The sequence below is a fragment of the Indolivaga alginatilytica genome, assembly GCF_003201355.1.
Taxonomy (GTDB): Bacteria; Bacteroidota; Bacteroidia; order Bacteroidales; family Dysgonomonadaceae; genus Dysgonomonas_A; species Dysgonomonas_A alginatilytica.
Genome location: NZ_QICL01000005.1, coordinates 174,699 through 199,802 on the forward strand (window position 1 = coordinate 174,699; position 25,104 = coordinate 199,802).

At 36.8% G+C, this 25,104-nt stretch carries 15 protein-coding genes and 1 pseudogene; 13 read left to right on the top strand and 3 right to left on the bottom strand.

Annotated features, from left to right (window positions below):
• The first annotated feature begins 151 nt into the window (after nucleotides 1–151).
• The 7 genes from CLV62_RS06660 (at nucleotide 152) to nikR (ending at nucleotide 7,178) form a co-directional block, all read left to right on the top strand.
• Nucleotides 152–409, top strand: coding sequence for a GlsB/YeaQ/YmgE family stress response membrane protein (locus CLV62_RS06660; RefSeq protein ID WP_110310006.1), 258 nt, complete (start codon nucleotides 152–154; stop codon nucleotides 407–409).
• A gap of 557 nt (nucleotides 410–966) precedes the next feature.
• Nucleotides 967–3,126, top strand: a complete 2,160-nt coding sequence (locus CLV62_RS06665; protein WP_110310007.1) for a TonB-dependent siderophore receptor — start codon at nucleotides 967–969, stop codon at nucleotides 3,124–3,126.
• A 10-nt stretch (nucleotides 3,127–3,136) separates the two neighbouring features.
• Nucleotides 3,137–4,150 (top strand): ABC transporter substrate-binding protein, encoded by a 1,014-nt coding sequence (locus CLV62_RS06670; protein WP_110310008.1) that lies wholly within the window; start codon nucleotides 3,137–3,139, stop codon nucleotides 4,148–4,150.
• Complete coding sequence (locus CLV62_RS06675) at nucleotides 4,150–4,842, top strand: class I SAM-dependent methyltransferase (RefSeq protein WP_110310009.1); 693 nt, start codon at nucleotides 4,150–4,152, stop codon at nucleotides 4,840–4,842. Before CLV62_RS06670 ends, CLV62_RS06675 begins: the two co-directional genes overlap by 1 nt.
• A 19-nt stretch (nucleotides 4,843–4,861) precedes the next feature.
• The gene (locus CLV62_RS06680) at nucleotides 4,862–5,875 is read left to right on the top strand and encodes a FecCD family ABC transporter permease (RefSeq protein ID WP_221409223.1); all 1,014 of its coding nucleotides are present in this window, start codon (nucleotides 4,862–4,864) and stop codon (nucleotides 5,873–5,875) included.
• On the top strand, nucleotides 5,866–6,645 hold the full coding sequence (locus CLV62_RS06685) for an ABC transporter ATP-binding protein (RefSeq protein ID WP_221409224.1): 780 nt from the start codon (nucleotides 5,866–5,868) through the stop codon (nucleotides 6,643–6,645). The genes CLV62_RS06680 and CLV62_RS06685 overlap by 10 nt, the downstream gene beginning before the upstream one ends.
• Before the next feature lie 134 nt (nucleotides 6,646–6,779).
• Nucleotides 6,780–7,178, top strand: coding sequence for a nickel-responsive transcriptional regulator NikR (nikR, locus tag CLV62_RS06690; RefSeq protein WP_110310011.1), 399 nt, complete (start codon nucleotides 6,780–6,782; stop codon nucleotides 7,176–7,178).
• 125 nt (nucleotides 7,179–7,303) lie between these two features.
• Here the strand turns inward: nikR and CLV62_RS06695 are convergent, their stop codons facing one another.
• Nucleotides 7,304–11,362 (bottom strand): hybrid sensor histidine kinase/response regulator transcription factor, encoded by a 4,059-nt coding sequence (locus CLV62_RS06695; protein ID WP_110310012.1) that lies wholly within the window; start codon nucleotides 11,360–11,362, stop codon nucleotides 7,304–7,306.
• A 575-nt stretch (nucleotides 11,363–11,937) separates the two neighbouring features.
• On the opposite strand from CLV62_RS06695, the gene CLV62_RS06700 reads away from it, so the two are divergent.
• The 3 genes from CLV62_RS06700 to CLV62_RS06710 are packed head-to-tail and all read left to right on the top strand — an operon-like array spanning nucleotide 11,938 to nucleotide 17,604.
• On the top strand, nucleotides 11,938–15,069 hold the full coding sequence (locus tag CLV62_RS06700) for a SusC/RagA family TonB-linked outer membrane protein (protein WP_110310013.1): 3,132 nt from the start codon (nucleotides 11,938–11,940) through the stop codon (nucleotides 15,067–15,069).
• Between the two features lie 14 nt (nucleotides 15,070–15,083).
• Entirely contained in the window at nucleotides 15,084–16,919 is a 1,836-nt protein-coding gene (locus CLV62_RS06705) for a RagB/SusD family nutrient uptake outer membrane protein (RefSeq protein WP_110310014.1), read from the top strand.
• Nucleotides 16,920–16,929: 10 nt separating this feature from the next.
• A complete protein-coding gene (locus CLV62_RS06710; protein WP_110310015.1) occupies nucleotides 16,930–17,604 on the top strand; it encodes a DUF3823 domain-containing protein in 675 nt (224 codons plus the stop codon).
• 137 nt (nucleotides 17,605–17,741) lie between these two features.
• Here CLV62_RS06710 and CLV62_RS21480 read toward each other — a convergent pair whose 3' ends face one another.
• Nucleotides 17,742–17,990 (bottom strand): hypothetical protein, encoded by a 249-nt coding sequence (locus CLV62_RS21480; protein ID WP_146212710.1) that lies wholly within the window; start codon nucleotides 17,988–17,990, stop codon nucleotides 17,742–17,744.
• Nucleotides 17,991–18,382: 392 nt separating this feature from the next.
• On the opposite strand from CLV62_RS21480, the gene CLV62_RS06715 reads away from it, so the two are divergent.
• The 3 genes and pseudogenes from CLV62_RS06715 to CLV62_RS06725 all read left to right on the top strand — a co-directional run.
• Nucleotides 18,383–21,001 carry an alpha-L-arabinofuranosidase C-terminal domain-containing protein gene (locus tag CLV62_RS06715; RefSeq protein WP_110310016.1) on the top strand — a complete coding sequence of 873 codons (2,619 nt, stop codon included), beginning with the start codon at nucleotides 18,383–18,385 and terminating at the stop codon, nucleotides 20,999–21,001.
• 7 nt (nucleotides 21,002–21,008) lie between these two features.
• On the top strand, nucleotides 21,009–22,919 hold the full coding sequence (locus tag CLV62_RS06720) for a family 43 glycosylhydrolase (RefSeq protein ID WP_110310017.1): 1,911 nt from the start codon (nucleotides 21,009–21,011) through the stop codon (nucleotides 22,917–22,919).
• Nucleotides 22,920–23,102: 183 nt separating this feature from the next.
• Nucleotides 23,103–23,453 (top strand): annotated as a pseudogene (locus CLV62_RS06725) (family 43 glycosylhydrolase); the annotation flags it as partial.
• 101 nt (nucleotides 23,454–23,554) lie between these two features.
• On the opposite strand, the gene CLV62_RS06730 reads toward CLV62_RS06725, so the two are convergent.
• Nucleotides 23,555–24,742, bottom strand: a complete 1,188-nt coding sequence (locus CLV62_RS06730; RefSeq protein ID WP_110310018.1) for a cation:dicarboxylate symporter family transporter — start codon at nucleotides 24,740–24,742, stop codon at nucleotides 23,555–23,557.
• Between the last annotated feature and the right edge of the window lie 362 nt (nucleotides 24,743–25,104).

The following is a 25,104-nucleotide window of genomic DNA, read 5'->3' on the forward strand; positions in this document are numbered from 1 at the left end:
AAGAAGGATGATTCTATGTTGTTTTTCCCGGATAATATATATTCGAATATATAAGATATCGAACAAAACTTTCTTTCTTCTTGTTTTATAGTAATATTGACAGACTTCTACAATTGGAGTTTACACAATTATTAATTAAAATATTTAGATTATGGAAGGTTATGGAATTATATGGTCGATAATTATTGGTGTTGCCGCAGGAGCCATTGCCGGTTGGATAATGAAAGGGAATGGTTTCGGCTTTATTGTTAATTTGATAGTGGGACTGGTTGGTAGTGTCCTGGGAGGATGGATTTATGGTTTACTCGGTATTACTACAGGAGGAATCTTAGGAGTATTGATAATGTCTGTAGTAGGAGCTGTTGTCTTGCTTTGGATTATATCTCTGTTTCGAAAGAAAAATGTCTGATCATAATAAAGACAAGTAAGTTATATTGATTATAATTTTGAAATATTATACAGAATAGAAAAAGGCAGATTTATCTGCCTTTTTCTATTCTGTATTCTTATTATATTATAAGTACCTAAACGATCTGGAGAATAATGTATATAAGTTTAGTTATCTTCTTTTAATGCGGATATCATTGGATTGAAAGGGGAATACTCATATATTATTTTTATGTTTTTCTAAAAAGGTAAATGATTCAACTTATTTCTTTCGGATTTAGTTAAAGCTTAGAAGCTACTGTCAGAATTAGTATATTTTTTGATTCTTTGTCTTTTTTTTCTATTATACGTGATAATCAATCATATGTATATTAGTTTCATTTAAATATATGTACTCTATGGATTGTTTTGTTAACATATGGATGAGTTTTATTCACATTTCTATCACTAAAGCACAAAACAAAATCATAGGATATTTGTTCTTAAATGAGGGTAGCAAAAAAAGAATATTCGTGTTACTATTGAGAAGTCGGTGTTGAGTTTAAGAAAATAAGTTTAATGTAAATACATGCCGTATCCATGAGGAAAATATTGTTAACTACATTTCTAGCCTTTGTATTATCTTTGTCTTATGTGCATTCTCAAGAAGCACCGTTAGAATCTGATAGCGTTAAAAGTGTTACTCTACTAGAGGTTACTGTAAAGGCTCAGCCCTATAAGAAATACAATTTGGATAATATCTCCAGTAGTTTGAGAATACAAGGAGAATTGCTTAAGGCTCCCCAAAATATTCAGATAATCAATGCTTCCGTATTAAAAGATCAGCTGTCGTTAAATTTAACAGAAAGTGTTACAAGGAACGTAAGTGGAACGTTTCGGGAAGAGTTGCATAACGGAGTTTCTCCTGATATATATACACGTGGAGGGTATATCAGCGCCCAACGTAATGGAGTTGATCTTCGGCCTTTATTGAAAGGTCCGATTGGCGATGATGTTGCAATAATTGAGAGTGTAGAGTTTATAAAAGGTCCGTCGGGTTTTATGAATTCAATAGGCGACCCTGCCGGATCATACAATATTATCACTAAAAAGCCAACAGGCACGAATCGAAAAACTTTCAGAATGATTCAGGGAAGTTTTGGATTGATAAGAGCTGAAGCCGACTTGGATGGTGCGGTAGATGAGGATGGAAAGTTATTATACCGTTTCAATATAATGGGAATGAATAAAAAAAGCTTTCTACAATTCGATAATAATGACCGTATATTGATTGCTCCCTCTCTTAAGTATATAATCGATAATAAAACCTCATTGTCAGTCGATTATATCTACCAACGATTGAATTATATGTTTCTGAGTGAAGCACAAATTTCACCTAATGGCTTTGGTTCATTACCGGGAGATTTTAGTATAAGCGACCCAAGTTTGAGACCATATAGAGCTAACGATCATAATATTTTTGTGAATTTTCAAAGGAAATTCAATGAAAATTGGGCTTTTACTACACAGGTATCAAATATAAATAGTCAATCGGAAGGAACTATTTTTTGGGTATATGGGAAAAATGAAACAGACCCCGATATTCTCGACCGCTATTATGTTTATGATGGTATGAAGTATAACATCTTTTCTACACAGGCTTTTACGCAAGGTAAATTTTCGACCGGACAAGTAAAGCATGCATTTCTTGCTGGCGTAGATTTTAACCACAAACGAAACAAAACACAAGATACCTGGAATACGGCAACTACTATCTATCCATTAAGCATGTCTAATCCGATATATTCCAATGTCATTAATAATAATGGGATAGGGGGCGATTTTGATTCGGAAAATGGAATTGATGCTCCTGAAAATTTGACTGACAGCAGATTGTATTATACTTCTGCATATGTGATGGATGAAATATCTCTGTTACGTGATAAGTTGAAAATTACGGCAGGATTAAGAATGACTCAATCGGATGCCGATTTCAATCAGTATGGAGAAGAGACTGACGCTTCAGATTGGGTGCTTACACCAAGATTAGGAGCCAATTTCCTTTTAACGGAATCTTTCAGTGTTTATGGATTATACGATAATACTTTTATTCCTCAGGCAGGGATCGCTTATGACAAAACTGCATTGAAACCTCTCCGGGGAGTGAGTTATGAGGCGGGATTGAAAAAGGATTGGTATAATAAAGCGTTGAGTACAACTCTGTCTTTTTATCATATTACGCGTAGTAATAATATTGTTAAAGACCCTGTGAATAATGATTTCTATCAATCGGGCGAAAACGAATCAAAAGGAATAGAATTTGATATTCGTGGGCGTATTGCAAGAGGTCTGAATGTAATTATCAATTACGCTTATACCGATTCGAAGATTACTAAAGATGATAAGAATCCTGCTATGGTGGGAATGGCTACACCTAACCGCATCAAGCATATACAGAATACTTGGGTTAACTACGAATTACCATTTAAGGCACTTAATAGTTTTAGCCTGTCTTTAGGGTATCAATATATGGCAGGAAGAGCTGAAAGGTTTACGTCTATTGATCCTCAGGAATTAAAAGACTTTTTCAGAATGGATGGCGGAATTGCTTTTACCAAAAAGAAATTCAGTGTAAACCTGATGGTGAATAATATCTTGGATACACATCAATATTCGACAGGTTGGAAGAAAAATGATATGTATTATTGGGTACAATTACCTCCAATCAATTACCGTTGCTCAGTAACTCTAAACCTTTAAACTATTTATCATGCGTATTATTTTTCTATTCTTAAGCTTAATACTTCTGGCAGGTTGTAATAATCAAAACTCGAATGACAAAAAATCGGATAGTTCTTCTGCTATTTCGGTGACAGATATTCAAGGAAATGAGATTAATTTGGCTAAGCCGGCAGAAAAAATTGTATGCTTGTTCGATCCATCGGTAGATGTGATTTATATGTTACAAGCCCAAGACAAACTGATCGGAATACCTGCTGAAACTTATTTTGACAGTGAATTATATGATTATTACAAGCATATTGATTCCCGTATTTTAAATAAAGAACTGGCCACACCGGGAAGTAATGAGTTGGCGAGCTTAGAAAGTATTATTCAATTGAATCCCGATTTAGTTATTGCTCAGCAATTGCCCGAAAGCGTGATTAAAACCCTTCAGGGAATGAATATTCCGGTCTATATTGCTGCTGCCGCAAGATATGAAGATTTGGTGAAAGAAATGAAAGACATTTCTATTCTGACAGGTAAAGCAGAAAGAGGAGAGGAGTTAATTACTTATGCAAAAAATAAAATAAAAGATTTAGAGGAGCGTACAGCTTTACAAGGAGCATCACCTCACAAATCAGTATATTTTACTTGGGCAAATGGAAGAATCTTTTCTACTGCCGGTCGTAATAGCATGATGAATGATTGCCTCGATTTAGCGGGAGTAGAAAATGCTTGCCCATTCGAAATGGATAAGCCGAACATTAATCCGGAAACATTGATTGATTGGAATCCTGATATGATCGTTATGTGGAACGATAGTCCCGACTTGTTTTACAATAAAAAAGAGTTAGGAGGTATTACCGCAATTAAAGAAAAACAAATTCACAATCTCATGCCTATGTTCTATTACAATCCCCATACATTTAAGTCGCTATGTGCAGCAGTTGCTATTCATAATTGGGCTTATGATTCCAAAGATGGAACAAATGAGATAAAAGAAATACTTGCAGAGCTTTACGGAACAGAAACCAGTGAAAAACTTATAAAATATTTATAATGATAACAGAAATAGCTAAATATTGGGACAAACAGAGTGCCATCTGGAGTGAAGAAAAGAAAGAAGCATGGACTTTGCCCGAAACCACATATTGGTTAGAATATTTTAAATCGCTTTTACCTAATTTACCCGGTAACAAGGTTTTGGAAGTGGGAACAGCTTCGGGTTATTTTGCAAATATTCTCCACCTTGCCGGATACGAAGTCACAGCAGTTGATTTATCTCCTAATATGGTTGAAGAGGCACAGAAAGTTTCTGCAGATCTGGGTCTTTCAATTAACTATCATGTTATGGATGCACAAGAACTGGAGTTTTCGGAGAATCAATTTGATTTGGTATTTACACGCTTAATGACTTGGACAACTCCCGATGTAGAGAAGTTTTATGCTGCAAGTTTCAAGGTTTTACAACCAAAAGGCTTGTTCTTAAACTTTGATGGGGATTTTGGTAACATGCGTTTTTCGCAAGAAGGTCATGAAAAATATCCTGCCGGAATAATGGAAGAAGCTAACGTTATTAAAAGCAAGTTGGATATAAGTAAGTACAGCCGTCCCAAAAGAGATCTTGAATTATTAGAGAAGGTCGGATTTAGTAAAGTGGAGGTGGACGAGGAAGCACAAAACCGACTTTTACACAAGCCGGAAGATAATTCGTCCCTGTTTCAGTTAACGGCTATTAAACCTCAATCTTAACACCCTAAATATATCTGCTTTGAATAGGAAAATTGCTAATATAATCTGTTTTGGACTGCCTTTGCCTATGTTGGTAATTTCCTTGTTCATTGGCTCATCAGCCCAAGTTAATGTTTTTGACTATTTACCTTTATTATACAAAAAATTGGCTGATGGCATCATGAATGTAGATGAAGCTGCACAATATGAAATGATTTCAAATATCCTTTTCAATGTGCGAATGCCGCGAATTTTGCTTACCTTTTTAGTAGGTGCGGCTTTGTCTACATCCGGTGGTGTATTGCAGGGAATATTCCGCAATCCTTTAGTAGATTCCTATATTCTGGGTATTTCATCGGGTGCAGCTTTTGGAGCATCATTAGCAATTGTTTATTCATTAAGTTTCGTAAATGTTTATGCGTTTGTGGGTGGCTCTATAGCAGTTGTTCTAACTTATATGATTGCCGGTTCCCATAAGCAAATATCTACGGTCTCCATTATTCTTTCGGGGATGATAATTTCCGGAGTCTTTATGGCTCTGCTTACTATGGTTCAGTATATAAGTAATCCTTATAAATTACAGGCGATTGTGCAATGGGCAATGGGCAATTTACATGCGGCTTCCTGGATAGAGCTAAAGCAAGCTTTTTTGCCGATACTGATTTGTTTGATTATTGTTTTTGTATATCGTTGGCGAATAAATTTATTAGCATTAGGAGATGATGCCGCTAAATCGGTAGGTGTAAATCCTGCTTTTGATAAACTTATTTTGATTATCTGTGCTACCTTAATGACTACTACAACCGTTGCCGTTGCAGGTATTATTAGCTTTTACGGGTTGTTCTTACCGCATATAGTAAGAATGTTATTGGGTTCGGATAATAGTAAATCTATTCCGGGAAATATTTTCTTAGGAGGAAGTTTTCTTTTATTAATTGACAACTTATCGAGGGCTTTATTTGTTTTTGAAGTACCAATAGGAATTTTTACAACTATACTGGGTGGTGCTTTCTTTGTTTTTTTAATGAGAAAAAATAAACTTAATTGGAATTGATTACAGAAGCTATACATATTGAAGACCTGCACTATGCATATGGCGACAAACCAGTGCTTAATGGTGTGAATGCTATATTCCCCGAAAATAAATTTTCGGTTTTGCTTGGTATTAATGGGGGAGGGAAGTCTACCCTGTTTAAAATCATTGCCGGTTTACTGAAAGGTGATCAAGGTAGTATTCGTATCTGCGGTCAGGAGATTGATAAACTGCGTTTCAAAGATCGGGCTTCATTAATAGGCTTTCTTCCTCAATTTACACAATCGGTTTTTTCGTTTACAGTCGAAGAGATTCTATTAACAGGACGTACTGCTTTTTCCGGTTTTGCTCCTAAAAAGGAAGATCGCTTGTTAGTTGATAAAATATTAAAGGATTTATCCATTACACGATTAAAGGACAAACCCTTTACTCAGCTCTCGGGAGGTGAACAGCAAATTGTTATGATTGGGCGTTTATTGATGCAAAAGCCAAAAATCTTACTTTTGGATGAACCAACTAATCATTTAGATGTTTATTATCAACATTACTTAATGGAAAAACTGAAAGACTACTCAGAGAACGATTTTACGGTAATTGCTATTATGCATAATCCGACTCTTGCTTTTCAGTATGCAGACCATTTTTGTTATTTGCATCATGGAAACATATATACTCCAAGCAATCCGAAAGAACCTAATGTTGAATTGCTTGAAAAGGTATATAGTATGAGCTTTGTGGAGTTTATGAGAGAGGGTAAAAAATTTATGTTGCCCTTTGGTGAGATTCACTGAGTTAAGTAATTGTAAATGTTTATTATTACATTTTACAGCTATAACTATCTCTCGTTATCATACTTACCAAAGAAATAAATAGGTCTGAGACCTTATCTCAAGGTTAGAAAAAATATTTAGAAAAAAATAAAGCAATGAAAGTAGTTCGATTTGGAGTATCCGTAGAGAAAGATGTATTGGATTTATTAGATAATTATATTATCAGCAATAAATTTCCTAACCGCTCACAAGCTATTCGCCACCTGATAAAAAAAGTAGAAGTTGAAAGTCAGTTGGATTCCGATAAAATTGTCGGTGGTTCTATCACTTTGTCATTTGACCACCATAAAAGGGAGTTATTGGATAGAATAACGGAGATACAACACCATTTTTATCATGTCATCCTTTGCTCTCAACACATTCATCTTGATCATGATATTTGTATGGAAATTATTGCACTGAAAGGAAATGCTTCGGTACTGAAAGATTTAGCGAATCAGTTGACTGCTGTAAAAGGTATTATTCATGGAGACTTATCAATAACAATGGTATAATAAGAAAGGTTAGCTGAGCGGATGATTGATATTTAAACCTAGCCTTCAATCTCACTATCAAAGCACTTGCAGATTCCATTTATCTGTGATGAGTAAAACCGTTATCCTCAGAGAATTTATTTTAACTACTGATTCGTATTATTAATTATTTGCTTGATATATTCAGACGGAGGCATCCCGAATTCTTCTTTGAAACATAGCCTGAAATAAGTCATACTATTTATGCCGACCATATAGGCAATTTCGGTGATGGTATATTTTCCGGTCAGTAATAGTTGCTCTGCATTGCTTATTCTGATTTTTCTTATAAATTCATTTACTGATATACCTGAAAGAGCCTTGACTTTCCGATATAGTGTCGAATGGCTCATATTCATTTTGTCAGCTATGAATGCGACATCAATTTTATCGGAATCCAAATTCTCTTCTATTATGGAAGTTATCTTTGCGATAAATTCGTTATCAATCTTATTTAAAGAGTCTACTATAATTGCATTTTTATTTGTTGTGTTCTTATTTATCATTTCGGCTTGTTTTCTTCTGGCTTCAAGTAGGTTGAATATGCGGCTTTGTAATAAATTTGCACTAAATGGCTTAGTTATATACGATTCTACTCCAATGGTATAGCCTTCTGTCCGATCTTGAATAGAGTCTTTTGCTGTTAGAATAATAATGGGGATATGGCTTGTTCTGACATCCTCTTTTAATATTCTACTTAATTGAAAACCATCCATTTCAGGCATCATAATATCACTTATAATAATATCAGGTATATAAGCGTATGCTTTTTCCAAACCATCTCTCCCATTAATAGCTGTGTATATTATATACTGTTCGGATAACGAATTATTAATATAATCCAGAATATCTCTGTTGTCTTCAATAACCAGAATAATTTGTTTGCTATTTGTACCAGACGCAGTATCTTTCTCAAGGTTTCTTTCTAAGATATCCCGGGGTTTAGTATCCATGTGTAAGGCATTGGGGTAAACATTGTCCGACTTGATTCTGAAACGGAAACAGGTTCCTTTTCCGAGTTCACTATCCACGAATATTTCTCCCTCGTGTATAGATACTAAATTGTAAACCAGAGCCAATCCGATACCTGTTCCCGATACTTGCCGGTCTCCGGCGGCTTGATAATAACGGTCAAATATTTTTGATATAGAATCAGCAGAAATACCTCTGCCTGTATCTCGAACTTCAATTTCGGTATACTTAATATCTTTTTCTTTAGTATCTCTCAAGGTCAGTATAATATTACCCTCTTGTGTATATTTGAATGCGTTTGATAAAAGATTTTCCAATATCGTTGTTATTATATCAGAGTCAAAACATAGTTTTTTATCAGGGGTATCTATAATAATCTTAAATGTGATTTTTGCATTGGAATTCAGCTCTTTATATTTTAATCCGACTTCTTGTATCAATTGCGAAAGATTACTTTTAGATACGGAAAGTTTTTTATTCTGAGTTTCGGTTTTCCGAAATTCAAGAATCTGATTTATAAGAATTAATAAGCGGGTAGCACTCCGATAAATCAGCGATATTTTAGCAGAATGTTTATCTGAAAGACCGGTATCTATATGTAAATCCTCCAGAGGCCCCAAAATCAAAGTCAAAGGTGTTCGCAGTTCGTGGGTGATATTAGTGAAAAAGCGGAGTCTTTCATCGTTTAATTTTTGCTCTTGCATGTGATTTCTTTTCTCTAGGGTAAGAGAATTTTCAAGGTCAAGCTTGCGTTTATAAAAGCGTATAATAAGAAAAATTATTGCCAGAATTATAATTGAGTAGCATGTTTTAGCCCACCATGTTAACCATAGTGGTGGCTTTATTATGATTTTTAAAGAGGTAATATCTCCCGTCCATTCCTGATTCTTGATTCGGGATTTTATTAATAGTTCATATGTCCCGGACGGGATATTACGAAATGTAATGGAATTCTCTCCCTGAGTGTTGTACCATAAATTTTCCAATCCTTTAAGCATATACGTATAATCGACTAATTGATTGAGGGCGTAATCTAAAACGTTGAAAGAGATACTGAATGTATTCTGATTATAATCTAATTTAATAGTGGATGTTATTGGCATATCAATTTCGTTCTCGGACAACTTTAATTGATTGTTGTAAACTTTAAAATTAGTGATAATAATTGGAGGTAAATCTATGTGGGTTGGAATCGATTTGGGATCAAAATAACACACCCCATTTTGTGATCCGAAAAATATTTTGCCTTTTGAATCCTTGGTAACCGATCCACTCATAAATTCACCCAAAGGAACTCCATGATAGCGATTGTAGTTATAGAACTTGCTACCCTCGGCTATAAAACGACTAATACCTCCGTTAGTGCTGAGCCATATATTACCATCCGAATCTTCGGTTAAAGCTCTTATATGTGCATTGTTAAGTCCGTCTTTTTCGTTAAATACAATATATTCACGGGGATTGAGTGGTGTTTTAAAACAAACTAAACCTTCGCCGGTTGCAATCCACATTTGCCCCTTTTTATCTTTATATATATGATTTACCGTATTGGATGGTAATCCTTCCTCAATTTTCAGACGTCTAACGGTTTTCATATTCTTATCAAGAATAACTAAGCCTTCTCCGAAAAAGCCAATCCATATTTGCCCATCATTATCTCTCGAAACCGCACGAACGAGGTTATTAGGTAGTTCCGAATTTTTCTTAGAAAATAGCTGTCCTTTATTTGTTTCTATATTATAACGATATAAGCCGTTGGAATATCCTATCCACATGTTTTTTTCGTTGTCTTCGTAAAAACATCTGATATCTATGCTTTCTCCATCGATCAAAAATTGTGATATAGCTTTATTTTTAGGATTAAAGATATTTATACCTCCCCTGAATGTTCCAAACCATAAATTATTATTTGAATCTCTGATTGCTGCTAAAATAGCATCATCAGTTAGCTTATTGTTTTTATTATCAATAATCTGTATTCTTTCACCATTTTCGAAGACATTGATTCCTCCCCCGTCTGTGCCAACCCATATGCGATCATTTTCATCTGTGCACATGCCCCATGCTATGGGGTATGTTAAGATGTTATCCAATGTCGGAACAGGAGAATAAGCCCATGTATTAAAATAAGGAGGATGGTGGCTTATAAAGTTAACTCCACCTCCATATGTGGCCACCCATATATTCTTGAACGAATCCTGATAGATACTTCTTATCGTACGATTTGAGACTCCTCTGTTGTCATCGCTGTAAGTAATATTATTAAATGAGACATTTTGGGGAATCAAAAACATACTCTGATTGATATCTAAAATGCTTATTCCTCCTTTCTCAGTTCCTATCCATAGTTTGCCATCATGAAGCTGATTTATAGTGAAGATGTAATTGGAGAGAAGAGATTTATTGTTTTGGGCATTATGTCTGAAAACAATAAAAGACTCCTTCTCTCTATTGAAAAGAGCCAGTCCGTTATTCGTGCCCACCCATATATTATCGTTTTTGTCAATATAAATTGTTCTGACCTCGTCTCCGGGTAGACTATTATTATCAAGAGGATTATGTCTGAAATTTTTTATCCTTTTGTCTTTTAATGAAAGAACACTTAGTCCCGAAGTTACATGGCCAATGTATAGAAAACCTCTATTGTCCTCATTTACCGACCATACATTATCACTGACCATATTGCGGATAGTGACCTTATTGTAATGTTCAAATGCTTTGTTTTTTTTATTAAAGTATTCAATACCCCTGTAAAATGTTGATATCCATAAATTGCCGTCTTTAGAATTTATAATATCGGTAATATCATCGGTTACGATTCCTGATGGATTATTAGCATCATGCCTGTAATGGGTAAAAGTTTCCGTGTTGCAATCAAACATATTTAAACCTTCACGCTGTGTTGCTATCCATACCAGATTGTCATATGCATCAGCATATACTTTGTTCAGTTCATTCCCACTTATGCAATTTGTAGCCAGTGGATTGTTTTTTTTATAAACTTTAAATTTATTGCCATCAAATCGGTTAAGACCCGATTCTGTTGCAAACCATAAGAATCCCTTCTTATCTTGGGTTATACTTACTACATAATTATTAGAAATTTCATGTTCGATTCCAAGCTTTTTGATATCGAAGTTTTGAGCTTGTATAAAAAAAGGAAAAATAAAAATAAGCCAGAAAAGTGGTTTCATAGATTAAATACATTACTAATAATTCAATCAAAAGTAGCGGTTATCCCGCATGTATAAACAGCCAAACTGGCGATTGACCGATTCCGTGTTTATTAATGACTAATTTGAGCCTGTCTATAATCTCTCCCCCTATATACATTTGTGAAATAATTACAAAAAGCTTTAAATTATTACATAAACCTTAAAATCTGATTTCATGAAGACAAAAAAAAGTTTTGGCTAACTGCTCATCTTTCCGTGTATATCTATTCCTATTACTATAATGTAGGGGCGATTAAATGTTGATGGATACCTTCCGGTACACTTTAAATTATTAATCATGGCAATTAATCACGGGTGTGAGTTTTATAATAAGATTAGACGATAAAGACAAACCCTGTTCGATCACTCTCGTATCAGCTACTAATGCTAAGAATGGACATAATTTTACAAATTGAATCTACCAAAAAATGAAAAAACCGTTTCTCCAATATAAGATATAATCTCCCGTGGAGAACACAAAAAAGAAACCTTAAGGAATAAATACGAACTACAAAAAGGATAAACCCTATTCGTTAATTTTAAAATTAATATTTATGAAGCATCTTAAAATTATTTTTATGTGCACCCTTTTGTTGTTGATCCCAACAATGGTATATGCACAAAGTAAAATCACGGGCAAGGTCGTGGATATAAAGAATGATCCACTAATTGGGGTCAGTGTTCTTATTAAAGGGACATCTAACGGTACTGTTACCGATGTAGATGGAAATTTCTCATTGAATGCCGATAGTGGCATACTGACTATCAGCTATATCGGTTATAGATCACAAGAGATACCGATAACCGGTAAAACTAAATTTAATATTGTTCTGGAAGAAGATTCTAAAATGTTAGAAGACATTGTAGTTGTAGGGTATGGTACTCAATCGAAAAGAAATCTGACAGGTGCTGTCAGCGACATTAAATCGGATGAGTTGACCCGTACTGCTTCCACAACTACAGCAGGAGCGTTAGCCGGGAGAATACAGGGAATATCTGTAAGGGCAAAAGATGCCAGACCCGGAAGAGGAGCTGTACTTGAAGTTCGTAATATGGGTAATCCTCTGTTTGTAATCGATGGTATTCCATATGGAGGGCAGACAGGAGGAGACTGGGTACAATCGTCGAATGTTTCGGGTACTGATATTTTCAATTCACTCAATCTGGAAGATATAGAGAGCATATCTATATTGAAAGATGCCTCGGCTGCTATCTATGGGTTGCGTGCTGCGAGTGGAGTTGTGCTTGTAACAACAAAGAAAGGGAAGAATGACGAAAAAGTCAGAATTAATATAAACGGGCAGTATGGCTGGCAAAACTTAACCCGGTTTCCCAAAATGGCAAGTGCGGCACAATATACCAGAGGATGGGTAGAAGCTGAACAAAATGCAGGAGTAGATCCCAGTAAATATACATATAGCCCCGAAGAATTGGCAAAATGGCAGGCAGGTACTGAACCCGGATATAAAGGCTATGATTATTATGATCTAACGATGAGGAAAAACATACCTCAGTATCAGATTAATGCAAATGTGACCGGAGGCTCCAAGAACTCCAATTATTTCCTATCGGTTTCGAACACCGGTCAGGATGCTCTTATGGAGGATTTTTCTTATGAAAGAACTAATGTACAGGCAAATCTTGAGGCTAAACTACTTAAGGGGTTGACAATTGGTACACAGATCAGTGGAAAACAGGAGAATAGCAAGGATGTCGGTCTTCCGGGTGGAGATGGTTATTTTGCGGCTATACTTGGCATGTTTTCAAACCGTCCTACGGTAGGGCCTTATGCAAATGATAATCCGAATTATATTAATCATACGAACGATTTTTCCCGCAATCCTGCATTATTCCATCGGGATATTGCCGGATATAAAGACAACCTTTATCGAAATGCCAATATAAATTTATATGCTCAATATAAATTCGACTTCGGGCTTTCTGCTAAAGGAACTGTTTCGTACAATTATACCAACAATAAATTTGACGGATTCCAATATACTTACGATGTATATACTTATAATAAAGGAAATGACAGCTACGATCGTACTGGAGGCTCCGATGCCGGTTGGAGATATCAAACCGAAAGGGAGGTTGTTTCCAGATACGGACAATTCCAACTGGATTATGCTAAACAGATTAATAATCATTATTTTTCGGCAACCCTTGCCTATGAAAGATCGGATTATGACAAAAACTACCTGTCGATGGGTACTAACCCATCCAATAATTACCTGCCTGCATTAGAATTCGATAAAATGAATTCGTTTGGAGATGATTGGTCTTACGAGGCTAGAGCAGGTTATATAGGCAGGCTTAATTACAACTATCAGGGCAAATATCTGGTTGAGTTGCTTGGGCGTTACGATGGTTCTTATTTATATGCAGCCGGTAAAAGATGGGGATTCTTTCCGGGAGCTTCATTGGGTTGGCGTATTTCGGACGAACCATTCTTCAAAGGACTAAAAGGTGCTGTAAACGACTTGAAGATCAGAGCCTCTATTGGTCAAACCGGATTGGAACAAGGTGTAGGTATGTTCGGCTATCTGGGTGGATATACATGGAACCAGGGAAATGCTGTTTTAGATGGCAATTTCGTAACCGGAGTGAGCCCCAGAGGATTACCTATTACTAATTTGACATGGGTGAAAAACACCAATTCGAATCTTGGTATCGATATAGCCATGCTTAATAATAAGCTTACTATTACCGCGGATATCTTCAAAATAAAGAGAACCGGAGTACCGGCTGCAAGATATGATATTCTTTTGCCAAGCGAAATAGGCTATACGTTGCCGAATGAGAATCTGAATGAAAACGGATATTACGGTGCTGAGGGTATAATCACATACACCGATAAAATAGGAAACGTAAACTACACGGTAAGTGGTAATGCTACTATGTCACGCTATAAAGAAATAAAATCGTACAAGCCTCGTTTCGGTAATTCATGGGACGAATATCGCTCGTCTACAGAAGATCGTTGGGGTGGTATCTGGTGGGGATATCAGGTAGTTGGTCGTTTCCAATCCGAAGACGAGATCAAAAATTATACTGTTGATATAGATGGTCAAAATAACCGTACGCTTCTACCCGGTGATTTCATATATAAAGACGTGAATGGAGATGGCATTATTAACTCGATGGATGAACGTCCTATCGGATATCCGACAGGCTGGGCTCCTATGGTTACATTTGGCGGACATATTGGTTTGGAATGGAAGGGTATAGATATAAACCTCGACTTTGCCGGAGGAACCATGCAGTCGTGGAATCAAAACTATGAGCTCAGAAACCCATTTCATGGAGGAGGAAATTCACCCGAATACTTGTTGGAAGACAGGTGGCACCGTGCCGACCTTTATGATCCCAACAGTGAATGGATTCCGGGCTATTATCCGGCTATCAGAAATGGTAATACAGGCCCTAATGCCCGAAACAGTGATTTTTGGCTTACTAATATTCGATATTTAAGATTTAGAAATATGGAATTAGGTTATAGCCTGCCTAAAAATCTGCTGACTAAGATAAGGGCTGAGAAAATACGCTTGTTTGTTAACGGTGCTAACCTGATTTCAGCGGATAATGTAGGAAAATATCAGATAGATCCGGAAATCGAAGCAAGTGCCGCTGTAACCTATCCTCAGCAACGTACTGTATTGATTGGTTTTAATGTCACATTTTAAAAGAGAATATAGTTATGAAATATCTATTTATAAAAATATCAATATTTGTCTCCCTGTTTTTTGTTAGCTGTAACCATGATAGCTGGCTGGAAAGAGATCCTCAAAATATCATCACAGACGAACAGCTCTGGAATGATCCGAAGCTTATTAAATCTATACTGGCAAATTACTATGACAGGCTGCCTAGTCTTCATGGAGTTTTTAATACAGGAGGCATGAGCGAGTTAGACGATGCGATGTGGTCGGGTCATCATGATCAGAACGGACGAAACGATTTTCAGTACGGCGATGATTATGGCAGATATTGGGATTATGGTTTCATAAGAGACCTCAATCTGGCATTGGAAAATATAGATAAATACAGTGTCAGTATTGACGAGGGGCAAAAGAACCTTTTTAAATCGGAATTGAGATATATACGTGCTTCTGTTTATTTTGAGTTGGTAAAACGTATGGGAGGTGTTCCGTTGGTAACCAAGCAACTGATTTACGATTTTAGCGGAGATCCTACCCCCTTACAAGTTGCCCGTTCTAAAGAATATGAGGTATATGATTTTATCTACACTGAGTTGGAAGAGATAAAGAGTCTTTTAGCTGATAATAATGACAGTCAAACCAGAGCAAATACGTATACTGCACTGGCATTGGAAAGTAGAGCTATGCTTTATGCCGCCTCTATAGCCAAATACAACAATCTGATGGCTTCACCCATTACTACACCCGGGGGCGAAATAGGTATTCCCGCAGATAAAGCAAATGATTATTATACTAAATCTCTAAATGCATCAAAGGCTATTATTAGCGATTCACGTTACAAGCTTTATAACGAAAATGCAGATAAAGGAGCCAATTTCTATGATATGCTGAATAAAAAGGGTAGCAGTGAGGTGATTTTTGCTAAAGACTTTAAAGTAAGCCTCAAGATACATTTCTTCGCTTATGACAATATTGTCAAAAGTATTACCGAAGATAATGAAGGTTCATCCACTTTATCTCCGTCGTTAAGTTTGGTCGAAAGTTTTGATTATCTGGATGGCAGTAAAGGTACTATACACAACAAGGATGCTAAAGGTAATTACACTATTTATGATAATATATCTGATGTTTTCAAAAATAAAGATGCACGTTTATATGGCACAGTTGTGTATGCAGGAACTTCCTTTAAGGGTACTCCCGTGAATATTCAGGCAGGTGTAGCAGTTTGGGAAAACGGAAGTTACAGACTTAGTGTTTCTCCTAATTTGGGAGCAAAGTACACTGATAATGGTCTTTGGACAGGGTTTGATGGTCCTGTAGATAATGAACAGTTTGTGAGTAATACGGGCTTTTATCTGCGTAAATTGGTAAGTGATGCGTCTGCTGCGAGTACCAGAGGAACAGCTGCCGAGAACTGGTGGCCTTGGTTCAGATTGGGAGAGATATATTTGAATGCGGCTGAAGCAGCATTCGAACTGCAACAGGCAGATGCAAAGAATTATATAAATACGCTTCGTGTACGTGCAGGCTTCCCCGAAAATAGTATAACCACCTTAACAACGGATATTATTCGTAATGAGCGCCGTGTTGAATTAGCCTTTGAGGATCACAGGTATTTCGATCTGAAACGCTGGAGAATTGCCCATGAAGTATGGAACGGAAGTGATACCAGTGAAGATGCCGTAGTACATGGCTTATACCCTTACAGGATAGTAAATCCGGGTCATGAGGATAATAATAAATATGTGTTCGAGAAAATAAGACCTAATCGCTTTAAAAGAGCCAGATTTTTCCGAATGGCAAATTACTATTCTTCAATCGATCAGAACGTACTTAATAACAACCCGAAATTAGTTAAGAATCCTTTCCATTAATATTATAGTTATGAAAAAGAGTATATTATTCATTATATGTATTTGCAGCCTTGTATTTACCGGATGTGGCTATGATAATTACGATGAACCCGAATCGACGCTGTCCGGTAAAATCGTATATGAAGGTAATCCCGTTGGCGTCCGTACAAATGCTGTGCGATTAGACATATGGCAGGATGGTTATGCTGTGAAAAAGAGTTTTACTGCATACATTGCTCACGATGGCACTTATTCGGTGACTTTGTTTGACGGTCAGTATAAAGTAGTGCGTAGAGGAGGGGCTCCGTGGGAAGATCAGCCAAACGATACCATTATTGTGAATGTTAAAAATAAGGCTGTAGTAGATATACCGGTAAAACCCTATTTTATTATTAAAAACGAAAGTTTCCAAAAGGGAAGCGGTACTATTACAGCAAAATTTACCATTGATAAAATACTTGCATCAGCCAATGTCGCAGAGGTCAGGTTATATTTGGGTAAATCGATACTCACAGATCAAAATAAAAATGAAAAAGCTGTGAGTGCGACTCTATCGACTATAACAATTGGTCAGGAAGCTACTCTTGCTGCCGAAATACCCGCAAATCTGGTTGGTCAGGATTATTTGTTTGCCCGTGTTGGTGTCCGGTCGACAGTTTCAAGTGAATTTTATTATACGCAAATTCAGAAAATTAGTTTAAAATAACTTGATGATACGCACAGCCTTTCTCGAATACAAAGAGTCAGGCTGTGCTTGTATTTTTGAATTAAGGTCTCAGACCTTTTTATAGTTAACTTAATTATGCGAATCAGTAGTTGAATAGGCGGTAATAAACGCTCATTTTACTGACGCACCTCTGCCGAGGTTTGTCTTTCATTTTGCCTTGATGCAAAACGAAACAAAAGATCAAGACTGTGTCTCCTTGCACGACCCGATACGTGATCCGAAAGCGAAAACAAAAAAATACGTTTAACACTGATTCTTTTTTGTTTTTTACGCTTTCCTCCCACATCGGGTACCCCGTGCAACCGCCAAGGTCGGAAGCCTGACGGGCGTAAGCAAAGCCGACGTTTACTTCGGGGGTGAGGCATCCGTTCAACGAAGCAGTCGATAAGAATAAAATGTAAAGAGTCCGACAGGACGGCTTATTTTATTCCGACGGCAAGTTGTTAACGGATCACCACCGTAGTGGTCGGCAAAGACTTTTTGGTTCCTTTTGCGGCTTTGGGCAAAAGGAACACAAACAATCTTTGATTGTGCGTAGGAAATTAATAAATTAAATGAGCGTTTTTTTAGAGACCAGTCAACTACTGATTCGTATTAGTTATAAGTTACGAGCAGATAAGTATTGTAATCTGATAACTAAAATATAAATGGAAACACGATTATCAATTTATTTTCTAAAAAGGATATTATCTTTATCAAGGGAGATTTTACGATAGTAAATGACAAATTTCATTTGAACCTTAAATATTTAATGACGATGCAAAGATCAATTTTCTTAATCATTATTATGCAGTTTCTCTTTCATTCTGCATATTCAAATAGCTATGAAATAAAGAACGAGCCCGATTCGGCTTATATTTTTGCATATGCAACAGTTCGGAATAACAATCACAACGGTCTTCATTTTGCATGGAGCCTCGATCAGAGAAGCTGGCATCCGATTGGCTCGGAACATAGTTTCCTTAAATCTGATTATGGCCCTTGGGGAGCAGAAAAAAAAATGTTCAGCCCTTATCTTTTTCTCGATAAGCAAGGTTTATGGCATTGCATCTGGAGTTTAAACGAAAGGGATGGAGCATTTGCCCATACACAGTCGAAAGACCTTATCTATTGGGAATCCCAGTCGTATCCTGTAATAACCGAAAAGAATTGCCTTTCTCCTGTCATATCATATGACAAGAGTATCGGAAAATATATAGTAATATGGACAAGCGAAGATAATTCGCTCAAAGAAAAATACTTTGTAACGAGTGACAATTTTAAAGCCTATACACAATCTGAAAAATTGTCGGAAGCGAAACACTCATCTATCCCCGATTTAAGGCAAACGATTATCGTCTCGGGCAATGAGGAAATCGGGACTATTCATAAAGTATCTTGGAATATTGTCGACGGATTGATAAAAGCTCAGCAATTGTCGGCTTATAAGAATAAAATATATGCTGAAAATTCGGGCGATGATCTTCTCAGATTCTCATCACTGGAGCCTGTGGAAGCTAAAATTACACTGAGTGCCTCAGATGGTAAAAGAATAAGTGACTTGATGATGGGTATTTTTTTCGAAGATATTAATTATGCTGCCGATGGTGGTTTGTATGCGGAATTAATACAGAACAGAGGTTTTGAATATAATATGGGGGAAAGAAGAGGCGATAAAAGCTGGAATAATACTAAAGCATGGATTGTGAATGGAGATCAGGGAACATTAACCGTTGATACTCTTGCACCTATACATCCGAATAATAAACATTATGCAGTTCTGAATATAACAGGCACAGGTGCCGGAATTATTAATGAGGGATTTGATGGCATTCCTGTCAAAGCAGGAGAAAAATATGATTTCTCGGTCTTTGCACGTTCTCCCGAATCAAAAAGAGGAAAACTACTAGTTCGGTTGATCGGTAAGAATGGCGAAGTATGTGGAGAGACATCTACAAAGTCAATATCCGGCGATTGGCAAAAGTATACGGTTGTATTAACCGCAAATAAAACAATCAATGATGCCCGAATAGAGATTATTCCTCAACAAACGGGAAGGGTCGATCTGGATATGGTTTCGTTGTTTCCTCAAAAAACATTCAAAGGACATCAAAATGGTTTGAGAGCTGATTTGGCTCAAGTCATAGCTGACATGAAACCTCGTTTTGTACGATTTCCGGGAGGATGTGTTGCTCATGGAGATGGATTAGATAATATGTACCGTTGGAAAAATACGATAGGTCTGTTAGAAACCCGTAAGCCACAACGAAATCTTTGGGGATATCACCAAAGTATGGGACTTGGTTATTTCGAATATTTTCAGTTTTGTGAAGATATAGGAGCCGAACCCGTTCCTGTACTGGCGGCAGGCGTACCTTGCCAAAATTCAGGACACAATGAGTGTAGGATAGCAGGGCAGCAGGGAGGAATACCAATGTCACAAATGGATGAATACATACAGGAAATACTTGATCTTATAGAGTATGCCAATGGAGATGTAAAAACAGAGTGGGGTAGTAAACGAGCCAAAGCAGGACACCCTGCCCCGTTTAACCTGAAATATATTGGCATTGGAAATGAAGACCTGATTACAGACATATTTGAAGAACGATTCACTATGATCTATAATGCAATCAAAAAGAAATACCCTGAAATGGTTGTGATCGGTACAGCAGGACCATTCTATGAGGGTACCGATTATGTAGAAGGCTGGAAAATTGCTGCAAAATTAGGGGTGGAAATGATAGACGAGCACTATTACAATCCTCCGGGCTGGTATATCCATAATCAGGATTTTTATGATAAATACGATCGTTCGAAGGCAAAAGTATATTTGGGAGAATATGCTGCACATCTGCCGGGAAGACCCAATAATGTAGAAACAGCACTTGCCGAGGCATTTCATCTGGCTAATATAGAGCGTAACGGAGATATAGTAGCTATGACCTCTTACGCTCCTTTACTGGCTAAGGAAAACCATACTCAATGGAATCCCGATCTGATTTATTTTAATAATACAGAGGTAAAGCCAACTGTAGGTTATTATGTTCAGAAATTATATGGGGAAAATTCCGGAAACGAGTATTTACCAAGTAAAATTGAATTTTCGACCGATTGGGATGCTGTAACAAAAAGAATAGCAAAATCGATTGTCCGTGATGATAAAACAGGAGATATTATTGTTAAACTAATAAACCTCCTGCCCAAAGAGGTAAATATAACATTGGATTTAAATGGTATCGATAATCTAAAACCGTTGGCTGTAAAGACCGTGCTAAGTGGTAAACCCGATGATAAGCAAGCTAAGCCTGTTCAGGAAACAATAGATATAAGTACTGTTTCGACCTGTAAATTGCCTGCTTATTCATTTACTGTAATACGAATACAAACAAAATAATTTAATAATGAAAAAGATTAGACTTATTTTATGGATTAACCTGTTTTTATCCTTCTCAGCATCTATTTTTGCTCAGGAGTATATATCCCGCCCTGCGGAAAAAGATTATGCAGGATATTTGTTTGCCTACTTTAAAGGCAATAATGTCGAAGATGAAGTTGTATGTTATGCCATTAGCAAAGATGGATATAATTACAGGACTCTAAACAATAATAACCCCGTACTCGACTCCAAAAAGATAAGTTCGACGGGTGGAGTGCGTGACCCTCATATCCTTCGGGGTGAGGATGGCAGGACTTTTTATATGGTACTTACCGATATGACTTCTTCCAAAGGTTGGGATTCGAATCGTGCCATGGTATTGCTCAAATCCAATGATTTAATAAACTGGACATCCAATGTGGTTAATATCCAGAAAAAGTATTCGGGGCAAGAAAATCTTAAGCGTGTTTGGGCTCCGCAGACGATATTTGATAAAGAAGCGGGTAAGTATATGATTTATTGGTCTATGCAACATGAAAATGGTCCTGACATTATCTACTATGCTTATGCCAATAAAGATTTTACCGATTTAGAAGGAGAACCTAAAGTACTTTTTTTACCTAAAAGCAGAAAATCGAGTATTGATGGAGATATAATAAATAAGAACGGAATTTACCATCTATTCTATAAAACCGAAGGACACGGTAATGGAATTAAGCTGGCATTGACCGATTCCTTGGCATCGGGTAAATGGATCGAACAACCGGGTTATAAACAACAAACCCGTGATGCCGTGGAAGGTTCCGGTGTTTTCAAATTGATCAATAATGATACATATATAATGATGTATGATGTATATATGAAGGGTAAATATCAATTCTGTGAAAGCAAAGATCTCGATGTATTTAAGGTGATAGATCAGGGTATTTCTATGGATTTCCATCCACGTCATGGCTCGGTAATTCCGATTACCCGACGGGAAATGAAAGCTTTAACGGATAAATGGGGTATTCCTCAAGGTTTTGAAATGCCTGTAGCAAACAACCCTGTACTCGAAGGTTATTATGCCGATCCTGACATTTTGTATTCAAATAAGACGAATAAATATTATCTCTATCCCACAAGTGACGGTTTTGATGGTTGGAGCGGATATTATTTCAAAACATTTTCATCGGAGAATCTAAAAGACTGGAAAGATGAAGGTGTTATTATTGACTTGAAAAAAGATGTATCGTGGGCAGATCGTAATGCCTGGGCTCCATGTATAGTTGAAAAGAAAATAAAGGATACATACAAATACTATTATTATTTTACAGCAGCACAAAAAATAGGGGTAGCTGTAGCTGACGATCCTGCGGGTCCTTTTGTCGATTCGGGAAAAGCTCTTATCGATTTTAAACCCGAAGGTGTGAAAGGTGGACAGGAAATAGACCCCGATGTATTTACCGATCCGAAAACAGGTAAAAGCTATCTTTATTGGGGAAATGGATATATGGCTGTAGCCGAACTGAATAAAGACATGATATCTATCAAAAAGAATACTGTAAAGGTGATGACTCCTGATAAAACTTTTCGTGAAGCTATTTATGTTTTTTACCGTAACGGGCTTTACTATTTCCTCTGGTCGGAGGACGATACCCGCAGTGAAAATTACAGGGTACGCTATGCAACTTCCTTATCGCCTACAGGACCATTAACTATTCCTGAAAACAACCTGATTCTGGCAAAAGACCCTTCAAAGGGTATTTACGGAACAGGGCATAACTCAGTTCTACAGATTCCCGAGAAAGATGAGTGGTATATTGTATACCACCGTTTTAACCGTCCTAATGGAATTAAGATGGGCGATGCCGCCGGTTTTCATCGGGAGGTTTGTATAGACAAGATGGAGTTTAACGAGGATGGTAGTATCAAGCCTGTTATTCCGACATTATAATTGTTATTCAAGTTGTTTCATGAATATAACTTAAAAAGGATAGTCGGAAGATTTCTCTTCTATGACTATCCTTTTTAATGTATTTTATCTGTAGGGGTATATTAACTCTCTGCAATTTCAGAACTGGTTATCTTGTGCTTGTCGGCATACGAACTGAGAAAAAGAGTAAGTGCACCATCACTCTATGTTTTTTACCGTAACGGGCTTTACTATTTCCTCTGGTCGGAGGACGATACCCGCAGTGAAAATTACAGGGTACGCTATGCAACTTCCTTATCGCCTACAGGACCATTAACTATTCCTGAAAACAACCTGATTCTGGCAAAAGACCCTTCAAAGGGTATTTACGGAACAGGGCATAACTCAGTTCTACAGATTCCCGAGAAAGATGAGTGGTATATTGTATACCACCGTTTTAACCGTCCTAATGGAATTAAGATGGGCGATGCCGCCGGTTTTCATCGGGAGGTTTGTATAGACAAGATGGAGTTTAACGAGGATGGTAGTATCAAGCCTGTTATTCCGACATTATAATTGTTATTCAAGTTGTTTCATGAATATAACTTAAAAAGGATAGTCGGAAGATTTCTCTTCTATGACTATCCTTTTTAATGTATTTTATCTGTAGGGGTATATTAACTCTCTGCAATTTCAGAACTGGTTATCTTGTGCTTGTCGGCATACGAACTGAGAAAAAGAGTAAGTGCACCATCACTCGTGATATTATGGGTAGTACCAAAACTATCTAATAGAGCAAAAATAGATATCATTAATGCTGTTCCTGCATCGTCAATTCCTAATACGACATGAATCAATCCTAATGAAGTGATGAGAGTTCCACCGGGCAATCCGGGTGCCGCAATCGCAAAAATACCAAGCAAGGGTATGAAAATTAGCATCTTATCGAGCCCCGGCATAGTGCCGTATAATAACTGAGACACAGCAAGTGAAAGAAAGACAACATCTAAAATAGAGCCGACAAAATGTATATTTCCAAACAGAGGAATGGAAAAGTCTCTCACATCGTTTCTCAGTACGGGGCTCTTTTTAGTTTGTTCTATGGCAATACTCAGACTAGCGGCTGAAGATTGAGTACCTAGAGCAGTAAGTACTACCGGACCATAATATTTAAGAACCTGCCACGGGTTCTTTCCTGAATATATTCCGGCCGAGCTGTAAAGAATCACCATCCATGTAATATGGCATAAGATAGTAATAATCAGTATTGCAAAAAAGATCGGAAGCCTCGAAGCCAATGCTCCCTCATAAGCCAATACGCTAAAATTTGTAGCTATAAACAGCGGTAATATGGGGATTAAGAATTTTTTCACCATCGTGAATACGAGACTCTGAAATTCGTATAATGCACTCTCTATTTTATCGGCTTTGGTCCAGATAATAGATAATCCCAGCATAAATGCTAAAACCAATGCACTTAATACCGACATCAAAGGAGGAATATCCAATCTGAATATCATTTCGGGAAGCTCTTTTAATGTCTCCGTAGTGGGAGCAATATTTAAGAGGGGGATTGTTTTGTAGCCTACTACAGCGGCTAAGGATGCACTGCCGATACACGATACATAAGCCAGGATTAATGACACGCTTAATAATTTCGATGCATTCTTCTTTAAACGTGTAATTGATGGAGTAATAAATCCAAATATGAGGAGAGGGATCAGGAAAAATATAATTTGCCCCAATACATGCTTTAAAGGTAGAATAATACTGATTACCTCTTTACTGGCTACTTGCCCGATCAGTAATCCTATAAGTACAGCTAAGAATAATCTGAAAGTAGTATTTGAAAGTATATTTCGCATCACAAGTTTAACTTTATTATCGGCTATTAATTTTCATGTAATTTTACAATACAAATTTATTACTTGTTAACCAAATACAAAATACCTTACTTGTGGTATATTTTATTCTATCCTGTTTTCAACTTTATTTAAGGTCGCAGACCTTTTTATGGCTTTGGCTAGCTATAAATAATTAATAGAGCAAATCAGTAATCATTTTATCTATTAATGCGAGGATCAGTCATCAGTCGATAAGGAGAAAATAAGTGAGTAAAAAAGTGTTACTTTTGCTCAGTACATGACAAAAATTTACACGGGTCTATATTCTGCTTGTAATAAGCCTTGTAAAGGTATTCAAAAATATAATCGAGTCCATATTTGAA

Coding starts and splice junctions, on each gene's coding strand:
- CLV62_RS06660 (WP_110310006.1), top strand. CDS start 152: ATGGAAGGTTATGGAATTATATGGTCGATAATTATTGGTGTTGCCGCA.
- CLV62_RS06665 (WP_110310007.1), top strand. CDS start 967: ATGAGGAAAATATTGTTAACTACATTTCTAGCCTTTGTATTATCTTTG.
- CLV62_RS06670 (WP_110310008.1), top strand. CDS start 3,137: ATGCGTATTATTTTTCTATTCTTAAGCTTAATACTTCTGGCAGGTTGT.
- CLV62_RS06675 (WP_110310009.1), top strand. CDS start 4,150: ATGATAACAGAAATAGCTAAATATTGGGACAAACAGAGTGCCATCTGG.
- nikR (WP_110310011.1), top strand. CDS start 6,780: ATGAAAGTAGTTCGATTTGGAGTATCCGTAGAGAAAGATGTATTGGAT.
- CLV62_RS06695 (WP_110310012.1), bottom strand. CDS start 11,362: ATGAAACCACTTTTCTGGCTTATTTTTATTTTTCCTTTTTTTATACAA.
- CLV62_RS06700 (WP_110310013.1), top strand. CDS start 11,938: ATGAAGCATCTTAAAATTATTTTTATGTGCACCCTTTTGTTGTTGATC.
- CLV62_RS06705 (WP_110310014.1), top strand. CDS start 15,084: ATGAAATATCTATTTATAAAAATATCAATATTTGTCTCCCTGTTTTTT.
- CLV62_RS06710 (WP_110310015.1), top strand. CDS start 16,930: ATGAAAAAGAGTATATTATTCATTATATGTATTTGCAGCCTTGTATTT.
- CLV62_RS21480 (WP_146212710.1), bottom strand. CDS start 17,990: ATGCCTCACCCCCGAAGTAAACGTCGGCTTTGCTTACGCCCGTCAGGC.
- CLV62_RS06715 (WP_110310016.1), top strand. CDS start 18,383: ATGCAAAGATCAATTTTCTTAATCATTATTATGCAGTTTCTCTTTCAT.
- CLV62_RS06720 (WP_110310017.1), top strand. CDS start 21,009: ATGAAAAAGATTAGACTTATTTTATGGATTAACCTGTTTTTATCCTTC.
- CLV62_RS06730 (WP_110310018.1), bottom strand. CDS start 24,742: ATGCGAAATATACTTTCAAATACTACTTTCAGATTATTCTTAGCTGTA.